The 17,664-nt window shown below is 70.3% G+C and carries 13 protein-coding genes; 7 read left to right on the top strand and 6 right to left on the bottom strand.

The window, feature by feature from the left end; all coding sequences use genetic code 11:
• Positions 1–771: 771 nt before the first annotated feature.
• Positions 772–2,199, bottom strand: coding sequence for an aldehyde dehydrogenase family protein (locus tag ACWDX9_RS46170; protein ID WP_449966651.1), 1,428 nt, complete (start codon positions 2,197–2,199; stop codon positions 772–774).
• A gap of 296 nt (positions 2,200–2,495) precedes the next feature.
• On the opposite strand from ACWDX9_RS46170, the gene ACWDX9_RS46165 reads away from it, so the two are divergent.
• Entirely contained in the window at positions 2,496–3,122 is a 627-nt protein-coding gene (locus tag ACWDX9_RS46165; RefSeq protein WP_357734809.1) for a TetR/AcrR family transcriptional regulator, read from the top strand.
• Between the two features lie 4 nt (positions 3,123–3,126).
• Here the strand turns inward: ACWDX9_RS46165 and ACWDX9_RS46160 are convergent, their stop codons facing one another.
• Positions 3,127–4,623, bottom strand: a complete 1,497-nt coding sequence (locus ACWDX9_RS46160; protein ID WP_449966648.1) for a PucR family transcriptional regulator — start codon at positions 4,621–4,623, stop codon at positions 3,127–3,129.
• A 124-nt stretch (positions 4,624–4,747) separates the two neighbouring features.
• On the opposite strand from ACWDX9_RS46160, the gene gabT reads away from it, so the two are divergent.
• Entirely contained in the window at positions 4,748–6,076 is a 1,329-nt protein-coding gene (gabT, locus tag ACWDX9_RS46155; RefSeq protein WP_449966646.1) for a 4-aminobutyrate--2-oxoglutarate transaminase, read from the top strand.
• A gap of 533 nt (positions 6,077–6,609) precedes the next feature.
• Here the strand turns inward: gabT and ACWDX9_RS46150 are convergent.
• The 3 genes from ACWDX9_RS46150 to ACWDX9_RS46140 all read right to left on the bottom strand — a co-directional run bounded on the left by ACWDX9_RS46150 (position 6,610) and on the right by ACWDX9_RS46140 (position 10,612).
• A complete protein-coding gene (locus ACWDX9_RS46150; RefSeq protein WP_449966644.1) occupies positions 6,610–7,728 on the bottom strand; it encodes an extracellular solute-binding protein in 1,119 nt (372 codons plus the stop codon).
• Positions 7,729–7,829: 101 nt separating this feature from the next.
• On the bottom strand, positions 7,830–9,335 hold the full coding sequence (locus tag ACWDX9_RS46145) for a CoA-acylating methylmalonate-semialdehyde dehydrogenase (RefSeq protein WP_355210829.1): 1,506 nt from the start codon (positions 9,333–9,335) through the stop codon (positions 7,830–7,832).
• Positions 9,332–10,612 carry an aspartate aminotransferase family protein gene (locus tag ACWDX9_RS46140; protein ID WP_397367487.1) on the bottom strand — a complete coding sequence of 427 codons (1,281 nt, stop codon included), beginning with the start codon at positions 10,610–10,612 and terminating at the stop codon, positions 9,332–9,334. The genes ACWDX9_RS46145 and ACWDX9_RS46140 overlap by 4 nt, the downstream gene beginning before the upstream one ends.
• 258 nt (positions 10,613–10,870) lie before the next feature.
• On the opposite strand from ACWDX9_RS46140, the gene ACWDX9_RS46135 reads away from it, so the two are divergent.
• Complete coding sequence (locus ACWDX9_RS46135) at positions 10,871–11,569, top strand: alternative oxidase (RefSeq protein WP_449966640.1); 699 nt, start codon at positions 10,871–10,873, stop codon at positions 11,567–11,569.
• Here the strand turns inward: ACWDX9_RS46135 and ACWDX9_RS46130 are convergent.
• Positions 11,566–12,963 (bottom strand): MFS transporter, encoded by a 1,398-nt coding sequence (locus ACWDX9_RS46130; RefSeq protein ID WP_449966637.1) that lies wholly within the window; start codon positions 12,961–12,963, stop codon positions 11,566–11,568. The genes ACWDX9_RS46135 and ACWDX9_RS46130 overlap by 4 nt on opposite strands.
• A 112-nt stretch (positions 12,964–13,075) precedes the next feature.
• Between ACWDX9_RS46130 and ACWDX9_RS46125 the strand changes: the two genes are divergently transcribed.
• The 4 genes from ACWDX9_RS46125 to ACWDX9_RS46110 all read left to right on the top strand — a co-directional run.
• On the top strand, positions 13,076–13,777 hold the full coding sequence (locus ACWDX9_RS46125; RefSeq protein ID WP_449966634.1) for a TetR/AcrR family transcriptional regulator: 702 nt from the start codon (positions 13,076–13,078) through the stop codon (positions 13,775–13,777).
• Positions 13,778–13,789: 12 nt separating this feature from the next.
• Positions 13,790–15,418: an AMP-binding protein gene (locus ACWDX9_RS46120; RefSeq protein ID WP_449966631.1), complete on the top strand. Its 1,629-nt coding sequence runs from the start codon at positions 13,790–13,792 to the stop codon at positions 15,416–15,418.
• Positions 15,419–15,475: 57 nt separating this feature from the next.
• Positions 15,476–17,095: a PucR family transcriptional regulator gene (locus ACWDX9_RS46115; RefSeq protein ID WP_449966628.1), complete on the top strand. Its 1,620-nt coding sequence runs from the start codon at positions 15,476–15,478 to the stop codon at positions 17,093–17,095.
• 27 nt (positions 17,096–17,122) lie between these two features.
• Positions 17,123–17,664 (top strand): methyltransferase family protein (locus tag ACWDX9_RS46110; RefSeq protein WP_449966625.1); only part of this gene is annotated, 542 nt, incomplete at its 3' end.

Genomic DNA, 17,664 nt, shown 5'->3' with positions numbered 1-17,664 from the left:
CGTCTACCAGGAGCTTCTTCACGTCACCGGCCGAACAACGGCATCGCGATCATGCTGTGACCAGGGCACTCGCCGCGGAGCCTGAAAAAGGTTCAGTCATCTTTCGTGCCTGCATAACACTCTATGGTCCCATCCTCCGCCGACACCGCCCCCTTTGGGAGCCTCGACTTCCGCGTCACCCATCCAACCGCGATGACGCCACCGAAAGCTGCGTGGTCGGCAGCAACAACGGCGACCCTGCGGCGGACCTCCCCATCTGCCGAGGCGTCACAATGGACGACGCGCTACCGCCCTCACCCGCCACGACTGGCCGCGCGGCGCCAAACGTCGCTCTCCGCCACGGCGCAGCATGTGTCACGCAGCTCGAAGCTGATCACTAGCCGACGATCAACCCAGGAAATCCCGACCTACCCGCCAAGACGCGCGATCATCGCAAACGGAAATTAGCCCTATCTGGCGCGCTACACTCCGTTATCAGGCTCGCGGTCGGACTGCTGCGGCGAGCATGACAAGGCTGCGCCAGAATGTTGAACCGTACTTATTGCAATAATGCTTGTATATTGTTCGGCGACTTCGCCCCCGCGTTCGTGGGTGGGCTGCCGGCCGGGACGCTCTGGTGGGCGGCACTCCCGCTTACCATCGCGAATACATTCCACGCACGCTCGTCGCAACTCGACGGCTGGCTCAAGCACGGTGCCGAATGCCGGCCACCCGCTCTTCCGCGAGGCGCTTGACCTCCTCACGGAAGAGCCATACCTGCGCGACCCCGTTCTAAAGAGACAAGCCCGTGAGCACCATGACCTTCTCGTACGTGAGGTCCTCCATCGCCGAGTGGAGACCCTCGCGCCCGATCCCCGAGTCCTTCACCCCGCCGTACGGCATCTGGTCGGCCCGGTACGAGGGGACGTCGCCGATGATCACGCCGCCCACCTCCAGCTCCCGGTTCGCCCGGAAGGCGGCGTCCAGGGAGCGGGTGAACACCCCGGCCTGCAGGCCGTACTTCGAGTCGTTGACCATCGCGTACGCCTCGTCGATCGAGGCGGCGCGCTGGAGGATCATGACGGGGCCGAAGACCTCCTCGCACGCCACCTTGGCGTCGTGCGGGACGTCGGCGAGCACGGTCGGGGCGATCGTGGCGCCCTCGCGGGTGCCGCCGGCCAGGACGCGGGCGCCCGCGGCGACGGCCTCCTCGACCCACTGCTCCACGCGCTTCGCGGCGGCCTCCGAGACCAGCGGGCCCACCTGGGTCTTCTCGTCCGCCGGGTCGCCGGTGACGAGGCCGGAGACGGCCGGGAGGAGGCGTTCGACGAAGGCGTCGTACACGGGCTGCTCGACGATGACCCGCTGCACGGCGATGCAGCTCTGGCCGGCCTGGTAGTTGGAGAAGAGGGCGATGCGCTGCGCGGCCCAGTCGAGGTCGGCGTCGGACAGCACGACGGCGGCGGCGTTGCCGCCCAGTTCGAGCGTCACGTGCTTGCGCGGGACCTGGTCGGCGATGGCGTACCCGACGGGCGCGGATCCCGTGAACGACACCACCGGGAGCCGGGGGTCCTGGACGAGCGCGGAGGCGCGCTCGTTCTCGATCGGCAGCACCGAGAACATCCCCGCGGGCAGGTCCGTCTCCGCCAGGATCTCGCCGAGCAGGAGCGAGGAGAGCGGCGTGGCGGGGGCGGGCTTGACGATGACGGGGGCGCCGACGGCGATGGCGGGGGCGACCTTGTGGGCGACCAGGTTCAGCGGGAAGTTGAACGGGGTGATCGCCAGGACGGGCCCGTAAGGGACGCGCGAGACGTACGCCAGCCGCCCGGCCGCGGCGGGCTCGGTGTCGAGCCGCTGCACGTCGCCGGACCAGCGGCGGGCCTCCTCGGCGGCGAAGCGGAACGTGGCGATAGCGCGGTTGACCTCGCCGCGCGCCCAGAAGATCGGCTTGCCGTTCTCGGCCGTGATCAGGTGGGCGATCTCGTCGGCCCGCTCGGCGAGCCGGCGCGACACGTGGGCCAGCGCCTCGGCCCGCACGTGCACGGGCAGCGCGGCGGCCTCCCGCGCCACCGCCTGCGCGGCCGCGATGGCCTCTTCGACCTGGGCATCTGTCGGCACGGAGTGCCGCCCGACCACGCGGCCGTCATCGGGGTTGGTCACAGTGAGCTCGGAGTCCCCGGTCGCGGCGCGGCCGGCCAGCCAGAAGGTACGCACGTCCATACACATGACGTTATGCCAAGCTGGAGATGGGGGATTTACACCATGGTGCACAAGACTCCCACCAGGGCTCACCGTTAAGTACAAGCCCCCTGGTATACCCATGATGTAACAGAAGTAGACCCAATTCGGGATGTTTACCATGCGGAGTGGTTTGAGCGATCTCCGCCATGGCTAAGTCATCGTTTGCGGGTCTCCAGCGCGGCGGGCCCCCGATCTGAGAAAGGCGTGGGCCCCGTGACCGAACAGCGTGAGGTCACAAGGACGCATAGCTGCTCCTTGGCTGCAAAGGAGGCCTCATGAGTTCGGCCCCGCTGGGGCTGCAAGGCGCCTACCTGCTCGGTGAGCGCGCCACCCACGACGAACTTCGCTCCCGTCTCCTCGACGTGGCGGTGAACCTCCTCGAGAGCGACGGGCCGGAGAGCCTGACCATGCGCCGGATCGCGGCCGAGGCGGGATGCACGACGACCGTCATCTACACGATGTTCGGCAACAGGGAGGGGCTGGCGGAGGCGCTCTACCTGGAGGGGTTCGAGCGGTTTCGACGCTTTCTGGAGGCGGTGCCGACGCGGCGCAACCCGTTCGAGCACCTGAGCGCGCTCGGGCCCGCGTACCGCCAGGCGTGCCTGTCGGAGCCCGGTTACTACAGCCTGATGTTCGAGCGGGCGATCCCCGGTTTCGAACCCAGCGAGCGCGCCAGGACCCTGGCCCGCGCCGCCCTGAACATCCTCGACCGGGTGATCGCCGACTGCATCTCCGCCGGCTACCTGGTCCCGACCCAGCCCCGCAAGATCGCGGACGCGCTGTGGGCGGCGGCCCAGGGGGCCATCAGCTTGGAACGCGCCGGTCACCTGCGTGACGGGCGCACGTACGAAGCGGTGACGACGGCGACCATCTGCTGCTACCGGGTGGAGAAGCAGGATTAGCGCGTCATCGGCGGACGGCTTCGAGCGCGAGCCACAGCTCGGCGCGCACGCCCGGATCGTCGAGGTCACGGCCCAGCAGCTCGGTGACACGTTTCATGCGGTAGCGCAGGGTGTGGCGGTGCACGCCGAGCCGCTGCGCCGCCGCGTCCCAGTGGCCGTTGCTGTCGAGGTACGCGCGTAGCGACTCGACCAGGTCGGCCCGGGACCCGTACGCGGTGAGCGGGGCCAGCAGCGCGGCGGCGAACGCCTGGGCGGCGGCCCGGTCGAGCAGCCCGAGCAGCCCCTGCCCGGCCAGCTCCCCGAACTTCACCACCCGGCCGCGCCCCTCCCCCGGCGCCGCCGCCAGGGCGCGCCTCGCCTGGTCCAGCGCGCCGTTCAGGCCCTCGGGGGCGTAACCGCACGGCAGGCTCACGCCCACCGGCGCGTCCGCCTCCAGCGCCACCTTCTCCGCCACGGTGTCGGGCACGAGGGCGACGGCCAGCGGACGCTCCCCCGAGGAGGCGAGCAGCGCCGCGAACGCGAGCGGCTCCAGCGCCTCCAGCGCGTCGGCGCCCGCCGCCAGCACCGCCAGCGGCTCCTCAGGGAGCCGCCCGCCGAGCGGCCCCAGCACCGCCCGCGCCTGCTCCCCCGCGCCCGACAGCAACAGCTCCAGTACGGCGGAGCGGGCCCGCCGCGCGGCCTCCAGCTGGGTCCTGCCCTGCTCCAGCGCCAGGGTGAGCAGGGATCCCGCGGCGTTGATCACCGTGTGGGTGACGGGCGAGAAGGGCCGGCCGGCCCCGACGGCGAAGAAGCCGCGCGGCCGCGCACCGCCGCCCAGCGGCTGTACCACGATGTGCTCTCCCGGCCCCGACAACGCCAGGCTCGCGGGCAGCAGCCCACCACCGCCGGGCTCCAGGAGACGGGGCTCAGGGGGGCGGGGCTCAGGGGGGCGGGTGGCGGTGCGGAGGCGGGAGAGCTCGGAGACGACGGCGTCCGTGTCGGCACCGCGCGTGGCGTGGCGGACCTCGCCCGCCTCGTCCAGCAGCGCGGCCCACCCCCCGACCTCCTTGGCGAGCCGGTCGATCACCGCGTGCATGCCCTCCGGCCGGAGCGCCGCCCGCGTCAGGCGGCCCTGGGCGGCGAAGGCGCGGCTGATCTCGTCGTACTGCTCGGCCGCCAGCAGCTCGCTGACCCCCTTGCCGATCGCGATGAACGGGGTCTCCCGCGGCACCTCGAACAGCGGCAGCCCCGCCTCCTCGGCGGCGGTCACCAGGGCCGGGGGCACCTCCTCGTGCGAGACGCCGACCCCGAAGCCCAGCCCGGCGACGCCGCGGGCCACGAGGCGGGCGACATACTGGGACTGGTCGCCTTCCATCCGCATGCCCGTGGTGAGGAGGAGTTCCCCGCCCTCCAGGTACGGCGTCGGGTCCGCGAGCTCGCTGACCGCCACCCAGCGCACCGCGGCGTCCAGCACGCCGCGGGCCCCATGGCCGGGAATTCCGGCCACCGGCCGGAGCCTCATGCGGCGTACGACGGTCCGGAGCGTAGGTGGCATACGAAATTTGTCCATTCCGGCAAAGACGACCACCTTCAGTGTGACATATCGACGTATCGGCGCAGGTGGGAGCCCGCCGTAGCGTCGAATCATGAGCATTCCCCAGGAGCGGCGCGTCGTGACCGCGATCCCAGGCCCCAAGTCGCAGGAATTGCTGGCCCGCAAGCTGGCCGCCGTCCCGCCCGGCATCGGCACCACGCTGCCGGTCTTCGTCACCCGCGCCGGCGGCGGCGTGGTGCAGGACGCCGACGGGAACTCGCTGATCGACTTCGGTTCCGGCATCGCCGTGACCAACGTGGGCAACGCCGCGCCCAAGGTCGTCGAACGCGTCCAGAAGCAGGTCGCCGACTTCACCCACACCTGTTTCATGGTCACCCCGTACGAGTCGTACGTCCGGGTGTGCGAGAAGCTCAACGAGCTGACCCCGGGCGAGCACGAGAAGCGCACGTTCCTGGTGAACTCGGGCGCCGAGGCCGTGGAGAACGCGGTCAAGATCGCCAGGCACGCGACGGGCAGGCAGGCCGTCGTCGTGTTCGACCACGGCTACCACGGTCGCACGCTGCTCACGATGACGCTGACGGCCAAGAACATGCCGTACAAGCACGGCTTCGGCCCGTTCGCGCCCGAGGTGTACCGGGTGCCGCTGGCGTACCCGTACCGCTGGCCCACCGGCCCCGAGAACTGCGCCGAGGAGGCCGCGGCGCAGGCCATCGACATGATCACCAAGCAGATCGGCCCGGGCAACGTGGCCGCCGTGGTGATCGAGCCGATCGCGGGCGAGGGCGGGTTCATCGAGCCGGCCAGGGGCTTCCTGCCGCGCATCGCGGAGTTCTGCAAGGCCAACGGCATCGTGTTCGTGGCCGACGAGGTGCAGACCGGTTTCGCCAGGACGGGCGACCTGTTCGCCTGCGAGGACGAGGGCGTCGTACCGGACATCATCACCACGGCCAAGGGCATCGCGGGCGGCCTGCCGCTGGCCGCCGTGACCGGGCGCGCGGAGATCATGGACAAGGTGCACGCCGGCGGCCTCGGCGGCACGTACGGCGGCAACCCCCTGGCCTGCGAGGCCGCGCTCGGCGTGCTGGAGACCATCGAGGAGGAGGACCTCGTCGCGAAGGCCCGCCGGATCGGCGAGATCATGCTCCCCCGCCTCAAGGCCCTCCAGGAGCGCTTCGACGTGATCGGCGACGTCCGCGGCCGGGGCGCGATGATCGCGATCGAGCTGGTCGAGCCGGGCACCAAGGAGCCGAACCCCACCGCCGTCCAGGAGGTCGTCAAGCGGTGCCACGCCGAGGGCCTGCTGGTCCTGACCGCGGGGACGTACGGAAACGTCCTGCGCTTCCTGCCGCCGCTCGTCATCCCCGAGCACCTTCTTGAGGAGGGCCTCGGAATCCTGGAGAAGGCGATCGCGGAACTCTAGAACAAACTCCATCAATCGGGCATCCGGCTTGCGGCTGGATGCCCGATTTTGTGGTGTAAGTGGCGTCGCTCGGGTAGAGAATTCACCCTGACTTGACGCTCAGCAGGACACTCACGGCCGCGGTCAGGGTTATAACGGTTCCGGTATACGGATGGGCGATGACTGCAGGAAGCATGATGAGCTGGAGTCCGACCAGAACGGCGCGGAGTATGTTGACGTTCGACCCTGAAGGCCTGACCTGGGCCCAGCGCGAGGGCGACGCCTGCGTCGTCTGTCACAAGAGATGGCCGCGACCCCGCGTGCGCGTGGGGCGCCTTCCCGACGACTCGTCGGTCCTGGCCTGTGGCGACTGCGCCGAGGCCCTTCTGCCCACACCCAAGTCGACCGTGGTGGCCTTCCCGTCCCGCTGAGCGAGCGCGCTCTGACGAGACGCCCCGGGACGGGGGGGAAGGCCCGGGGCGTCCCTTGCAGGCCGCGCCCAGGGGGGAACGGGCGCGCCTGCGGCACTGTCACAGGGGGATCGGCCGCCCGCCTCATTTGGCGAGCTTCTGCCACCTATCCAGCCAAGTGAGATAATCCGTACATTCCCCATCTTCCGCCCGGCAATCCCCGGGCGGCCGTACGGCGAAAGCGACCCGGTCGAGCTTCTTGCCTCTCCCGTACAGGTCGCACATCGGCTTGGCCCGCCCCTTGCACGCCTTGGCGTTAGCCGGGGCCAGGCCCACCCACGCGGCGGCGTCGCGCTGCGCGTTCGCCGCGGTCACCCAGTTGAGCCACCGGTAGGCGCAGGTGGTGTCGGGGACGTTCGCGCCGAGCATCCAGGAGTCCACCCACCCGGTCGTCTCGGGCGTCTGGAGCGCCTTGACCGGCTTTCCGGCCTTCTGCAGGAGAAGGCGGTAGTACGGGGTGGCCTGGGCATAGTCGAGAGACCCCGTCGCGAACCCCTGCACCAGGTCGATCGGGCTGCCCCAGTACGTGCGCGCCTTGCCCTGTTCAAGCAGCGCCACCGCGCGGTCGAGCTGGTCCTTGGTCAGCTCGTACGGGTCCTTCGCCGAGCCGTCGGCCAGCGCGGCGTCGGCGATCGTCAGCGGGCTGTCCTTGAGCGCCACCCGGTCGGAGGCGAACGCCTGCTGGAGATCGCCCTTGACCTTGGTCGAGTCGTAGATGAACTCGTGATAGCCCCACAGGTACGGCACCCCGTACACCTTGCCGGACACGGTGGACATGTCGCGGAAGCGCTTGTCGATGTCGTCGTAGCCGCTCACCTTGGCCGGGTCGATGGGCTGCGCCTGCTTGTCCTCGATCAGCTTGGCGGCCAGCACGGGCCCGGCGGAGATGATGTCGTACGCCCGCTGGCGGGAGAAGTCCTCCATCTCCTTGGCGCTCTGCACGGTGTCGAGCTTGGCGATCCGGCAGCCGGTCTCCTTCTCGAAGTTGCCGACCCAGTTGACCTTGGGGCTGGTGCCGCCGTACTCGGCGTAACCGCGGTAGGTGAGGATCTGGAGCGTGCCGTCGCTCTGCGTCGCGCTCGGCGTGGGGGTGGGGCTGGAGCTGGGAGTACGCGTGGGGGTGGGGGTCGGACGGGCCGCGCCCATGCCTGCGATCAGCGCCGACGCGGCGAGCGCCAGGGCATAACCACGACGACGATTCACGATGTCCCCCCCTGTCCCCATGTGCTGGGTCCGTGTGCTGGAGCTTACCGGGGAGCGGGGCGGGAGGGACGCTCGTCCCGCCCGCCCCGGGCGTGGCACGCCTACTTGTTCGTGGGGAAGCCGAGGTTCACGCCGCCGTGCGAGGGGTCGAGCCAGCGCGAGGTGACGACCTTGCCGCGGGTGTAGAAGTGCACGCCCTCGGTGCCGTGCACGTGGGTGTCGCCGAAGAGCGAGGACTTCCAGCCGCCGAAGCTGTAGAAGGCCATCGGCACCGGGATGGGCACGTTGATGCCGACCATGCCGACCTCGACCTCGTTCTGGAAGCGCCTGGCCGCGCCGCCGTCGTTGGTGAAGATCGCGGTGCCGTTGCCGTACAGGCCGCCGTTGATGATCTCCAGGCCCTCCTCGTACGAGGACACCCGCACGATCGACAGGACCGGCCCGAAGATCTCGTCCGTGTGCGTCCGCGTGCCCGGCCGGACGTGGTCGAGCAGGGTCGGGCCGAGCCAGAAGCCGGGCGTGTCCGCGGCCTTGCCGCCGCCGAGCACGGCCGTCTCGCGGCCGTCCACGACCAGCTTCGCACCCTCCTCGACGCCGAGGTCGAGGTAGGAGGCGACCTTGTCGCGGTGCACCTCGGTGACGAGCGGCCCCATCTGGGACTTCGGGTCGTCGCCGGGACCGATCACCAGCTGGTCCACCCGCTCGACGATCTTCTGGACGAGCTCGTCGCCGATCGGGTCCACGGCCAGCACGACGGAGATCGCCATGCACCGCTCCCCCGCCGAGCCGAACCCCGCCGACACCGCCGAGTCCGCCACCAGGTCGAGGTCGGCGTCCGGGAGCACGAGCATGTGGTTCTTGGCGCCGCCGAGGGCCTGCACGCGCTTGCCGTGCGCGGTGCCGGTCTCGTAGACGTACTTGGCGATCGGGGTGGAGCCGACGAACGACACGGCGCGCACGTCGGGGTGCTCCAGCAGCCGGTCCACGGCGACCTTGTCGCCCTGCACGACGTTGAAGACGCCGTCGGGCAGCCCGGCCTCCTTCCAGAGCCGCGCCATGAGCAGCGAGGCCGACGGGTCCTTCTCCGACGGCTTGAGCACGAAGGCGTTCCCGCACGCGATCGCGACCGGGTACATCCACATCGGCACCATGGCCGGGAAGTTGAACGGCGTGATGCCGGCCACGACGCCCAGCGGCTGGCGGATCGAGTAGGAGTCGACCCTGGTCGAGACGCCCTCGGAGAAGCCGCCCTTGAGCAGGTGGGGGATCCCGCAGGCGAACTCCACGACCTCCAGGCCGCGGGCCACCTCGCCGAGCGCGTCGGAGTGGACCTTGCCGTGCTCGGCGGAGATCAGCGCGGCCAGCTCGTCGCGGTGCGCGTACATGAGCTCGCGGAAGCGGAACAGCACCTGCGCCCGCTTGACCAGCGACGCGTCCCGCCAGGCGGGGAAGGCCGCGACGGCGGCGGCCACGGCCGCGTCCACGTCGGCCGCGGAGGCCAGCGCCACGTGGCCGCTGACCTCCCCGGTCGCGGGGTTGAAGAGCTCGGCGGCGCGGGAGTCCCCGTCCGCGAGCGCCCCGTTGATCCAGTGCTTGACGGACTTCACTGAGCTGCTGCCTCTGCGTTGATGGTTTCCAGAGCGGTCACGATGATGCCGAGACCCTCAACGGCCTCGTCCACCGTAAGGGTCAGCGGCGGGGCCATGCGGATGGCGGTCCCGTACAGGCCGCCCTTGCCCGCCAGCAGGCCCGCCTTCTTGGTCTCCTCCATGAAGCGGGCGGCCTGGGCGGGGCTCTCCAGCTCGACGGCGAACATCAGGCCCTTGCCGCGCACGCTCTTGACCACGGGCAGGCGCTTGGCGGCCTCCTTGAGGCCTCCGATGATGATCTCGCCCGTACGTGCGGCGTTGGCCTGCAGGTCGCGGTCGAGCACGTAGTCGAGGGTGGCGTTGGCGGCGGCCATGGAGATCGGGTTGCCGCCGAACGTGGCCAGGCCCACGGCGTGCGGGGCGTCCATCAGGTCGCCGCGCGCCACGATGCCGCCGACGGCGAAGCCGTTGCCCAGCCCCTTGGCGAAGGTCATCATGTCGGGGGTCACGCCGTGGTTGCCGATGCCGAAGAACGAGCTGCCCGTACGGCCCCAGCCGGTCTGCACCTCGTCCGAGATGAACAGGATGCCCTGCTCGTCCAGGACCTCCTTGTACGCGGCGAACAGCCCGTCGGGGGCCATCGTGAACCCGCCCACACCCTGGATCGGCTCGGCGATCAGCGCCGCCACGTCGTTGGAGACCGCGGTGGCCAGCACGTGGCGCAGGTCGTCCACGCACGCCTGGATGTAGTCGGCGTCCGACATGCCCTTGAACTGCGCGAGATGCCGGTCGGCGCCGTGCAGGAAGGTCACGTTGAGCGGGGAGAGCGAGTTGTTCTTCCAGGAGCGGTTGGAGGTGACGCCGATCGTGCCGAAGCTGCGCCCGTGGTAGCTCTGCCGCATGGCGAGCACCTGGTCGGTCTTGCGCGCGTACGTGGCCAGGAGCAGGGCCGTCTCGTTGGCCTCGGTGCCGGAGTTGGTGAAGAAGACCTTGGCGTCGGGGATGCCGGAGACCCGCGCGATCTTCTCGGCCAGCTCGATCTGGCCGCGCAGCAGGTAGACGGTGCTGGTGTGCACCACCCCGGTGGCGATCTGGCGCTCGACGGCCTCGCGCACCTCGGGCACGTCGTACCCGATCATGTTGGTCAGGATTCCGGCGAAGAAGTCCAGGTAGCTCTTGCCGTCTGCGTCGATGACACGGTTGCCCTTGCCGCTGACGATCTCGATGGGGTCGTTGTAGTTGAGGGCCAGCCAGTTGGGCATGACTGCCCGATGGCGCGCGAGTAGCTCCGACATGTTACCGAGTATCCCTTTTCTTCTCCTCAGCCCCGCGCTACAACGTGTCGGGGGAGGGAAAAATCCACTTACACCCTGCAAACTACCTGGACTTCCCCAAGAGCCGCCCCTTAGGGGATGTCCCGTCCGCCTGGCGATGTACGCGGCACGCGGCCACTACGCCGCCGGAGGCACCGCGAATGACCACTGGCGGGCGACGACCGGGGCCAGAGGAGTCGGCCACCATCGGATCATCCCGAGAACGAAGGAGACATCGAGATGACCGTCACCGTCGACCACCGCCCCGAGGCGCCCGCCGGCCCGCCCAAGCTCGACCGCGAGCAGCTCCGCCGGGCCCAGCAGGACACGCTGGACACCCCGCGCATGAAGTACAGCCTGCTGGCCAAGATGATGTTCAAGCCCGTGGACATCATGTACGGCAAGCAGGGCTCGTACACGAAGTTCGCCATGCTGGAGATCATCGCCCGCGTGCCGTACCAGGCGTGGGAGCGGATGGGCTACTGGGCCGTGCACCACCATCGGGGCCGCTCGGCCCTGGCCAGACGGATCTTCGAGCGGATCGTGGAGGCCCGCGCCGACCAGGACAACGAGCAGTGGCACCTGCTGATCCTGCAGGACCTGGTGCAGCGCACCGGGCAGCGGCAGACCTGGCTGCTGCACCGGGCCGCGCCCTGGCTGATCGCGTTCTTCTACTACCACGTGTCCTGGGTGCTGTTCCTGGTCAGGCCGGACTGGAGCTACCGGCTGAACGCGGAGTTCGAGGACCACGCCGAGCACGAGTACATGACGTTCGTGGCCCAGAACCCGGAGCTGGACTTCGTGCCCGACCCCGGCACGTACGCCGCCGAGTACGGCCGCTACCGCTCGGTGGCCGACCTGCTCCGGCAGATCGGCCACGACGAGCGCACCCACAAGCTCGACAGCCTGGAGAGCATGCGGGAGCCCCGTGTCCGCTAGACCCTGCTGTCTTCCGGCACCGGTTCCGGGGCCGCCGCAGCCGGGCGCAGCACGGACACGGCGAGCAGCGCGGCGGCCACGCAGAACGCGGCCCCGACCCACGAGCCCAGGTGCATGGCCGACGTGAACGCCTGGTTGCCGGCCTCGGCGAAGCCCGACAGATGCGCGCCGCCGATCGACTCCCTGGCGGCGGCGGGCAGGTCGGCCGGCATCTGCGAGGTGTACTGCCCGGCCAGCACGCTGCCCAGGACCGCGATGCTCATCGCCATGCCGACCTGCTGGACGGTGTCGTTGAGCGCCGACCCGACGCCGGCATGCTCCATGGGGATGGCGCTCATGAGCGAGGAGTACGCGGACGGCCCGGCCAGCCCGCCGCCGATGCCCATGATCACCAGCCCCGTCAGGAGCGGGAGGTATCCCGTGGTCGTGGCCATGACGGCGAACCCGCCGGCCATCACCAGCAGGCCGGCCCCGATCAGCACCCGGTTGCTGGCCTTCTTGCCCAGGCCGGCGCCCACGCCGTTGAAGATCGCGGCGGCCACGCCGTAGGGGAGCATGGCCAGACCGGCCTGCATCTCCTTGTAGCCCAGCACGAACTGCAGGTACTGGGTCAGCATGAGCATCACGGCGCCCGCGCCGAAGGCCATCAGCAGGATCGAGAACGACGCGCCGCTGAAGTTGCGGTTGGCGAACAGGTGCAGGGGCAGCATCGGCTGCGCCTGCTTGCGCTCCCAGACCACGAAGCCGCCGAGGGCGAGGATCGCGATCGCGATGCCGATCACGTTCCACTCGCGCTCGATGATGACGTACACGGCCGCCGTCAGGCCGACCGTCGACAGCACGACGCCCACCGGGTCGATCTTCCGCCCGCTGCTGCGGCTCTCGGGCATGAGCACGACGGCGGCCACGATGGCGATCGCCGCGATGGGGATGTTCACCAGGAAGACCGAGCCCCACCAGTAGTGCTGCAGCATGAGGCCGCCCAGGGTGGGGCCCGACACCATGCCGACCAGGGCCACCGCGCTCCAGGAGGCCATCGCCTTGCGCCGCTCCGTCTCGTCGAAGACGGTCATCAGGATCGACAGCGTCGAGGGCATGACCAGCGATCCGCCGATGCCCATCAGCGCGCGGGCGGCGATGAGCTGCCAGGGCTCGGTGACGAGCACGGCCAGCAGCGACGCGCCGCCGAAGAAGGCCAGGCCGACGATCAGGAACAGGCGGCGGCCGTACTTGTCGGACAGGCTGCCCGAGGTGAGCAGCAGACCGGCGTAGGCCAGCACGTACGCGTCGATGATCCATTGGATGTCCGACGGCGTCGCGCCCATTTCCTCGTTCAGCGAGGGGATGGCGAGGTTGAGAATGGTGTTGTCGACGACAAGCACCAGAAGCGCCAAGCAGAGTACGACGAGAATCCACCACCGGCGGGGGTCTCGTACAGTGTTCGAGTCCACTCGCACAGCGTACGGCAACCCTCGTACAGTGTGCGAGTGGATTTATCCTTGGAGGATGACCGGCAAGCAGTTCGCCTCCGTATGGCTTCGCGAGCCGCGCAAGACCGCGAGCCCGGGGCGCAGCCGTGACGAGATCGTCCGCGCCGCGATCGAGATCCTCGACGCGGAGGGCCTCGCCGGGCTCAGCATGCGCAAGCTGGGCGCCAAGCTGAGCGCGGGCGCCACCAGCATCTATTGGTACGTCGCCCACAAGGACGAGCTCCTGGAGCTGGTCTACGACCAGGTGTGGGGCGAGATGAGCATGCCCGAGCCGGAGGACGTCGGCTGGCGCGACGCGGCCTCGGTCCTGGCCTACAGCATGCGCAGCGTGATCCTGCGCCACCCGTGGTCGGCCGACCTCCTCGGCCGCATGCCCGCGCTCGGCCCCAACGCCATCCAGGTCGCCGACCGGATGCGCCGGATGTTCAAGCTGGCCGGGTTCGCGGGGATGGACGTCGACCACGCCGGCAGCACGCTCACCGCCTACATCTACGGCATGACCATCCCCGAGGTCGCCTGGAACTCCACCATGGGCGAGCACGAGTACGATCCCGCCGAGATGAAGGAGATGGTCACCAGGGCGGTCAGGGACTATCCCGACATGCTGGAGCGTATGGACATGACCGCCTACGACGATCCGCAGACCCTCCGCCAGGTGGCCTTCGACTTCGGGCTGATGTCGGTGCTCGACGGCCTTGAGCGGCGGCTGCCGACGTAGCAGGATCCCGGCATGAGCGCTTTCCGTGCCGCCCGCGACTTCCTCCTCCACGCCGACGCCGCCACCGCCCGCCGCGACTTCCGCTGGCCGGAGTTCGAGGAGTTCAACTGGGCGCTCGACTGGTTCGACGGGGTGCTGGCGGCCGAGACCCCCGACGCCGTCGCTCTCAAGATCGTGGGGGCGAGCACCGCCCGCTACACCTTCGCCGAGCTGTCCGCCCGCTCCGGCCAGGTCGCCAACTGGCTGCACCGCCAGGGTGTGCGCCGGGGCGACCGGGTCCTGCTCATGCTGGGCAACCAGGCCGAGCTGTGGGAGTCGCTGCTGGCCGCGATGAAGCTGGGCGCGGTCATCATCCCGGCCACGACGCTGCTGACCGCCAAGGACATCTCGGAGCGCATCGTCAGGGGCGGCGTCGCCCATGTGATCGCCAATGCCGCCGACGCGGGGAAGTTCGGGGCGGGTGAATACACGAAGATCGCCGTCGGCGACGCCTACAACTGGCTGCCGTACCACGAGGCGTACGAGGAGGACCCGCTCTTCGTCCCCGACGCGCCGACGCGGGCCGCCGACACGCTGCTGCTCTACTTCACCTCCGGCACGACCTCGCAGCCGAAGCTGGTCGAGCACACGCACGCGTCCTATCCGGCCGGGCACCTGTCGACGATGTTCTGGATCGGGCTGAAGCCGGGCGACGTGCACCTCAACGTGTCCTCGCCCGGATGGGCCAAGCACGCCTGGAGCAACGTCTTCGCCCCCTGGAACGCGGGCGCCACCGTGCTGATCCACGACTACCATCGCTTCTCCGCGCCCGCGCTGCTGGAGGTGCTGCGGGACGAGCGGGTCACCACGTTCTGCGCGCCGCCGACGGTGTGGCGGATGCTCATCCAGGAGGATCTCGCCGTGTGGCGGTTGCCGCTGCGCACGGCCGTGGCCGCCGGCGAACCGCTCAACCCGGAGATCATCGACCAGGTCGCCAAGGCGTGGGGCATCACGATCCGGGACGGATACGGCCAGACCGAGACCACCGCGCAGATCGGGAACGCGCCGGACGAGCCGGTCAAGCCCGGATCGATGGGGCGGCCGCTGCCCGGCTACGACGTCGTGCTGATCGACCCCGTCAGCGGCAGACCCGGGGACGACGGCGAGATCTGCCTGCCGCTGGACGCCCGCCGCCCCATAGGCCTCATGTCCGGATATGTCGGCGGATTGAGTGATGCGATGCGCGGTGGTTTCTACCACACCGGCGACGTCGCCACCCGCGACGAGGACGGCTACATCACCTACGTCGGCCGGACCGACGACGTCTTCAAGGCCTCCGACTACCGCATCTCGCCGTTCGAGCTGGAGAGCGTGCTGCTGGAGCACGCCGCCGTGGCCGAGGCCGCCGTGGTGCCCGCCCCCGATCCGGTACGCCTGGCCGTACCGAAGGCCTATGTGACGCTCGCGCCCGGGTTCGAGCCGGACGAGGCGACCGCACGCTCGATCTTCGAGCACTGCCGCAGGGAACTGTCCCCGTACAAGCGGGTGCGGCGGCTGGAATTCGCCGAGCTGCCCAAGACGATCTCCGGCAAGATCCGCCGGGTCGAGCTGCGGGTGCGGGAACCTCACCAGGAGTACCGGGAGGAGGACCTCAGCTCCTGACAAAGCGTAAATGGGAGCATGGCCGTTCTTACAGAACGATCGGCTAGGCTCTGCCCCGTGTTGCCCACCATCGCCGATGTCCTCGCACTGGAGACCGTACGCCGGGGCAGCCCGCGCGTGGTCGCGGGCGCCGACCGGCTCGACACCAGGGTCCGGTGGGTGCACGTCGGCGAGATCGCCGACCTCGCCCACCTGCTGCGCGGCGGGGAGCTGGTGCTCACCACGGGCGTGGCGCTGCCCGAAGACCCGGAGAAGCTCGCCGACTACATCGGCGACCTCGCCTCCGTGGGCGCCTCGGGGCTGATCGTCGAGCTGGGCCGCAGGTTCGTCAAGGAGCTGCCGCCCGCCGTGGTCAAGAAGGCCGAGGAGCACGGGCTGCCGCTCATCGTGCTGGCCCGCGAGACGCCGTTCGTGCAGATCACCGAGTCCGTGCACGCGCGGATCATCGACATCCAGCTGGAGGAGCTGCGCGCCTCCGAGCAGCTCCACGAGGTCTTCACCGAGCTGTCGGTCGAGGGCGCCTCGCCCGCCGAGGTGCTGGCGCAGGTGGCCAGGCTGTCCAACCGGCCCGTGCTGCTGGAGAACCTCGCCCACCAGGTGCTGGCCTGCGAGTCCGCCGGGCGCGACGCGGGCACGCTGCTGGCCGGCTGGGAGACCAGGTCCAGGGGCGTGGCCCCGGCCGAGCGGACCGCGTACGACCCCACCTCCGGATGGGTGGTCACCACGGTGGGCGCGCGCGGGCAGGACTGGGGCCGGCTGATCCTGATCTGCGACTCGGCGCCGTCGCCGCGCGACATGGTGCTGGCCGAGCGCGCCGCCACCACGCTCGCCCTCGGCCGCCTGCTCGAACGCCACCAGGAGTCCCTCGAACGTCAGGCGCACGGCACGATCATCACCGGCATCCTGACCCACGCCTACGCCGACCCCGACGAGGCCGCCGCCCGCGCCAGGGCCGTCGGCGTGCCGCTCACGGGACGCAAGCTGATCAGCGTGGTCATCAGGCCCACCGAGCCGGCCGACCAGGCGCTCGACGGCCAGGCCCAGCTCGGCGAGCTGGCCGAGGCCACCGCCGCCGCCTGCCGCGACGCCCGCCTGCCCGCCCTCGTCGGCGCCCTCGACCAGGAACGCGTCGGGGTCCTGCTGCCCCTCCCGCCCCGCACCCAGGCCGAGCCCGCGCTCACCGCGCTCGCCGAGCGGCTGCGCGTGCTGTGGCGGCCGGGCGGGCTCGCGTTCGTGCTGGCGGGGGGCTCGGTCGTGGAGTCCATCAGGGACGTACGGCGCAGCTTCCTGGAAGCCGAGCAGGTGGCCGACGTGGCCGTCCGCCAGCCGGACGGGCGCCCCTTCTACCGGCTGCCCGACCTGCGCCTTCGGGGGCTGCTGCACCTGCTGCGCGACGACGCCCGGCTGCAGACGTTCGCGGAGCGGGAGCTGGGGCCACTGCTGGCGCACGACGCCCAGCGGGGCGGCGACCTGACCCGGATCCTGCGCATCTACCTCGACGCGGGGCGCAACAAAGCGGTCGCCGCGCAGAAGGCCCACCTGTCCAGGCCCGCCTTCTACGACCGCCTGCGCCGCCTCGAACGCGTCCTCGACACCGATCTGGACGACGTCGAGTCCTGCATGTCACTCCACGTCGCGCTCCTGGCCCTGGAGTCCTTCCGCCGCGAACCCCGCTGACCGCCCCGGGCGCCTAGCGTCACATTCGTGCCCCTCTTCTTCAACGCCGTGGAGGCCGCGGCGCACCGGCTGTCGATCGTGCCTCCGATGCTCGACTACTTCGGCGTCCTGGGCCTGCACGCGCTCGTCGCGGCGGCCAGGACGGGCGTCTTCGACGCCCTGCGCGAGCAGCCGTCCACCGGCGCCGAGCTCGCCGCCACGCTCGGCCTGGACGCCCGCTCCTCGGACATGCTGTTACGCTCCCTGGCCGGGCTCGGCTACCTGCGGGTCCGCGGCGGCCGCTACCGCCTGACCCGCGCCTCGCGGTTGTGGTTCACGACGGACTCGCCGCAGTCCCTGGTGGCGGGGCTGGAGTTCTGGGAACGTACGGCGTGCGTCATCTGGCCCCGGCTGGAGAAGGCGGTGCGCGACGGGGTGCCCGCCACGCCCTTCTACGAGCTGCTGGAAGGCGATCCCGAGCTGTCCCGGTCGTTCCAGGCGTGGACGGCGGCGCTGGCCCGGCGGCAGGCTCCGGCGATGGCCAGGGCCGTCCCGGTGCCGCGCGCCGCCCGGCGGGTGCTGGACGTGGG

The sequence above is a fragment of the Nonomuraea sp. NPDC003201 genome (genome assembly GCF_053590415.1).
Note: the sequence above shows the minus strand (reverse complement) of the source record. Positions and strands in the feature narration are given on the sequence as shown.

Coding starts and splice junctions, on each gene's coding strand:
- ACWDX9_RS46170 (WP_449966651.1), bottom strand. CDS start 2,199: ATGGACGTGCGTACCTTCTGGCTGGCCGGCCGCGCCGCGACCGGGGAC.
- ACWDX9_RS46165 (WP_357734809.1), top strand. CDS start 2,496: ATGAGTTCGGCCCCGCTGGGGCTGCAAGGCGCCTACCTGCTCGGTGAG.
- ACWDX9_RS46160 (WP_449966648.1), bottom strand. CDS start 4,623: ATGAGGCTCCGGCCGGTGGCCGGAATTCCCGGCCATGGGGCCCGCGGC.
- gabT (WP_449966646.1), top strand. CDS start 4,748: ATGAGCATTCCCCAGGAGCGGCGCGTCGTGACCGCGATCCCAGGCCCC.
- ACWDX9_RS46140 (WP_397367487.1), bottom strand. CDS start 10,612: ATGTCGGAGCTACTCGCGCGCCATCGGGCAGTCATGCCCAACTGGCTG.
- ACWDX9_RS46135 (WP_449966640.1), top strand. CDS start 10,871: ATGACCGTCACCGTCGACCACCGCCCCGAGGCGCCCGCCGGCCCGCCC.
- ACWDX9_RS46125 (WP_449966634.1), top strand. CDS start 13,076: ATGACCGGCAAGCAGTTCGCCTCCGTATGGCTTCGCGAGCCGCGCAAG.
- ACWDX9_RS46120 (WP_449966631.1), top strand. CDS start 13,790: ATGAGCGCTTTCCGTGCCGCCCGCGACTTCCTCCTCCACGCCGACGCC.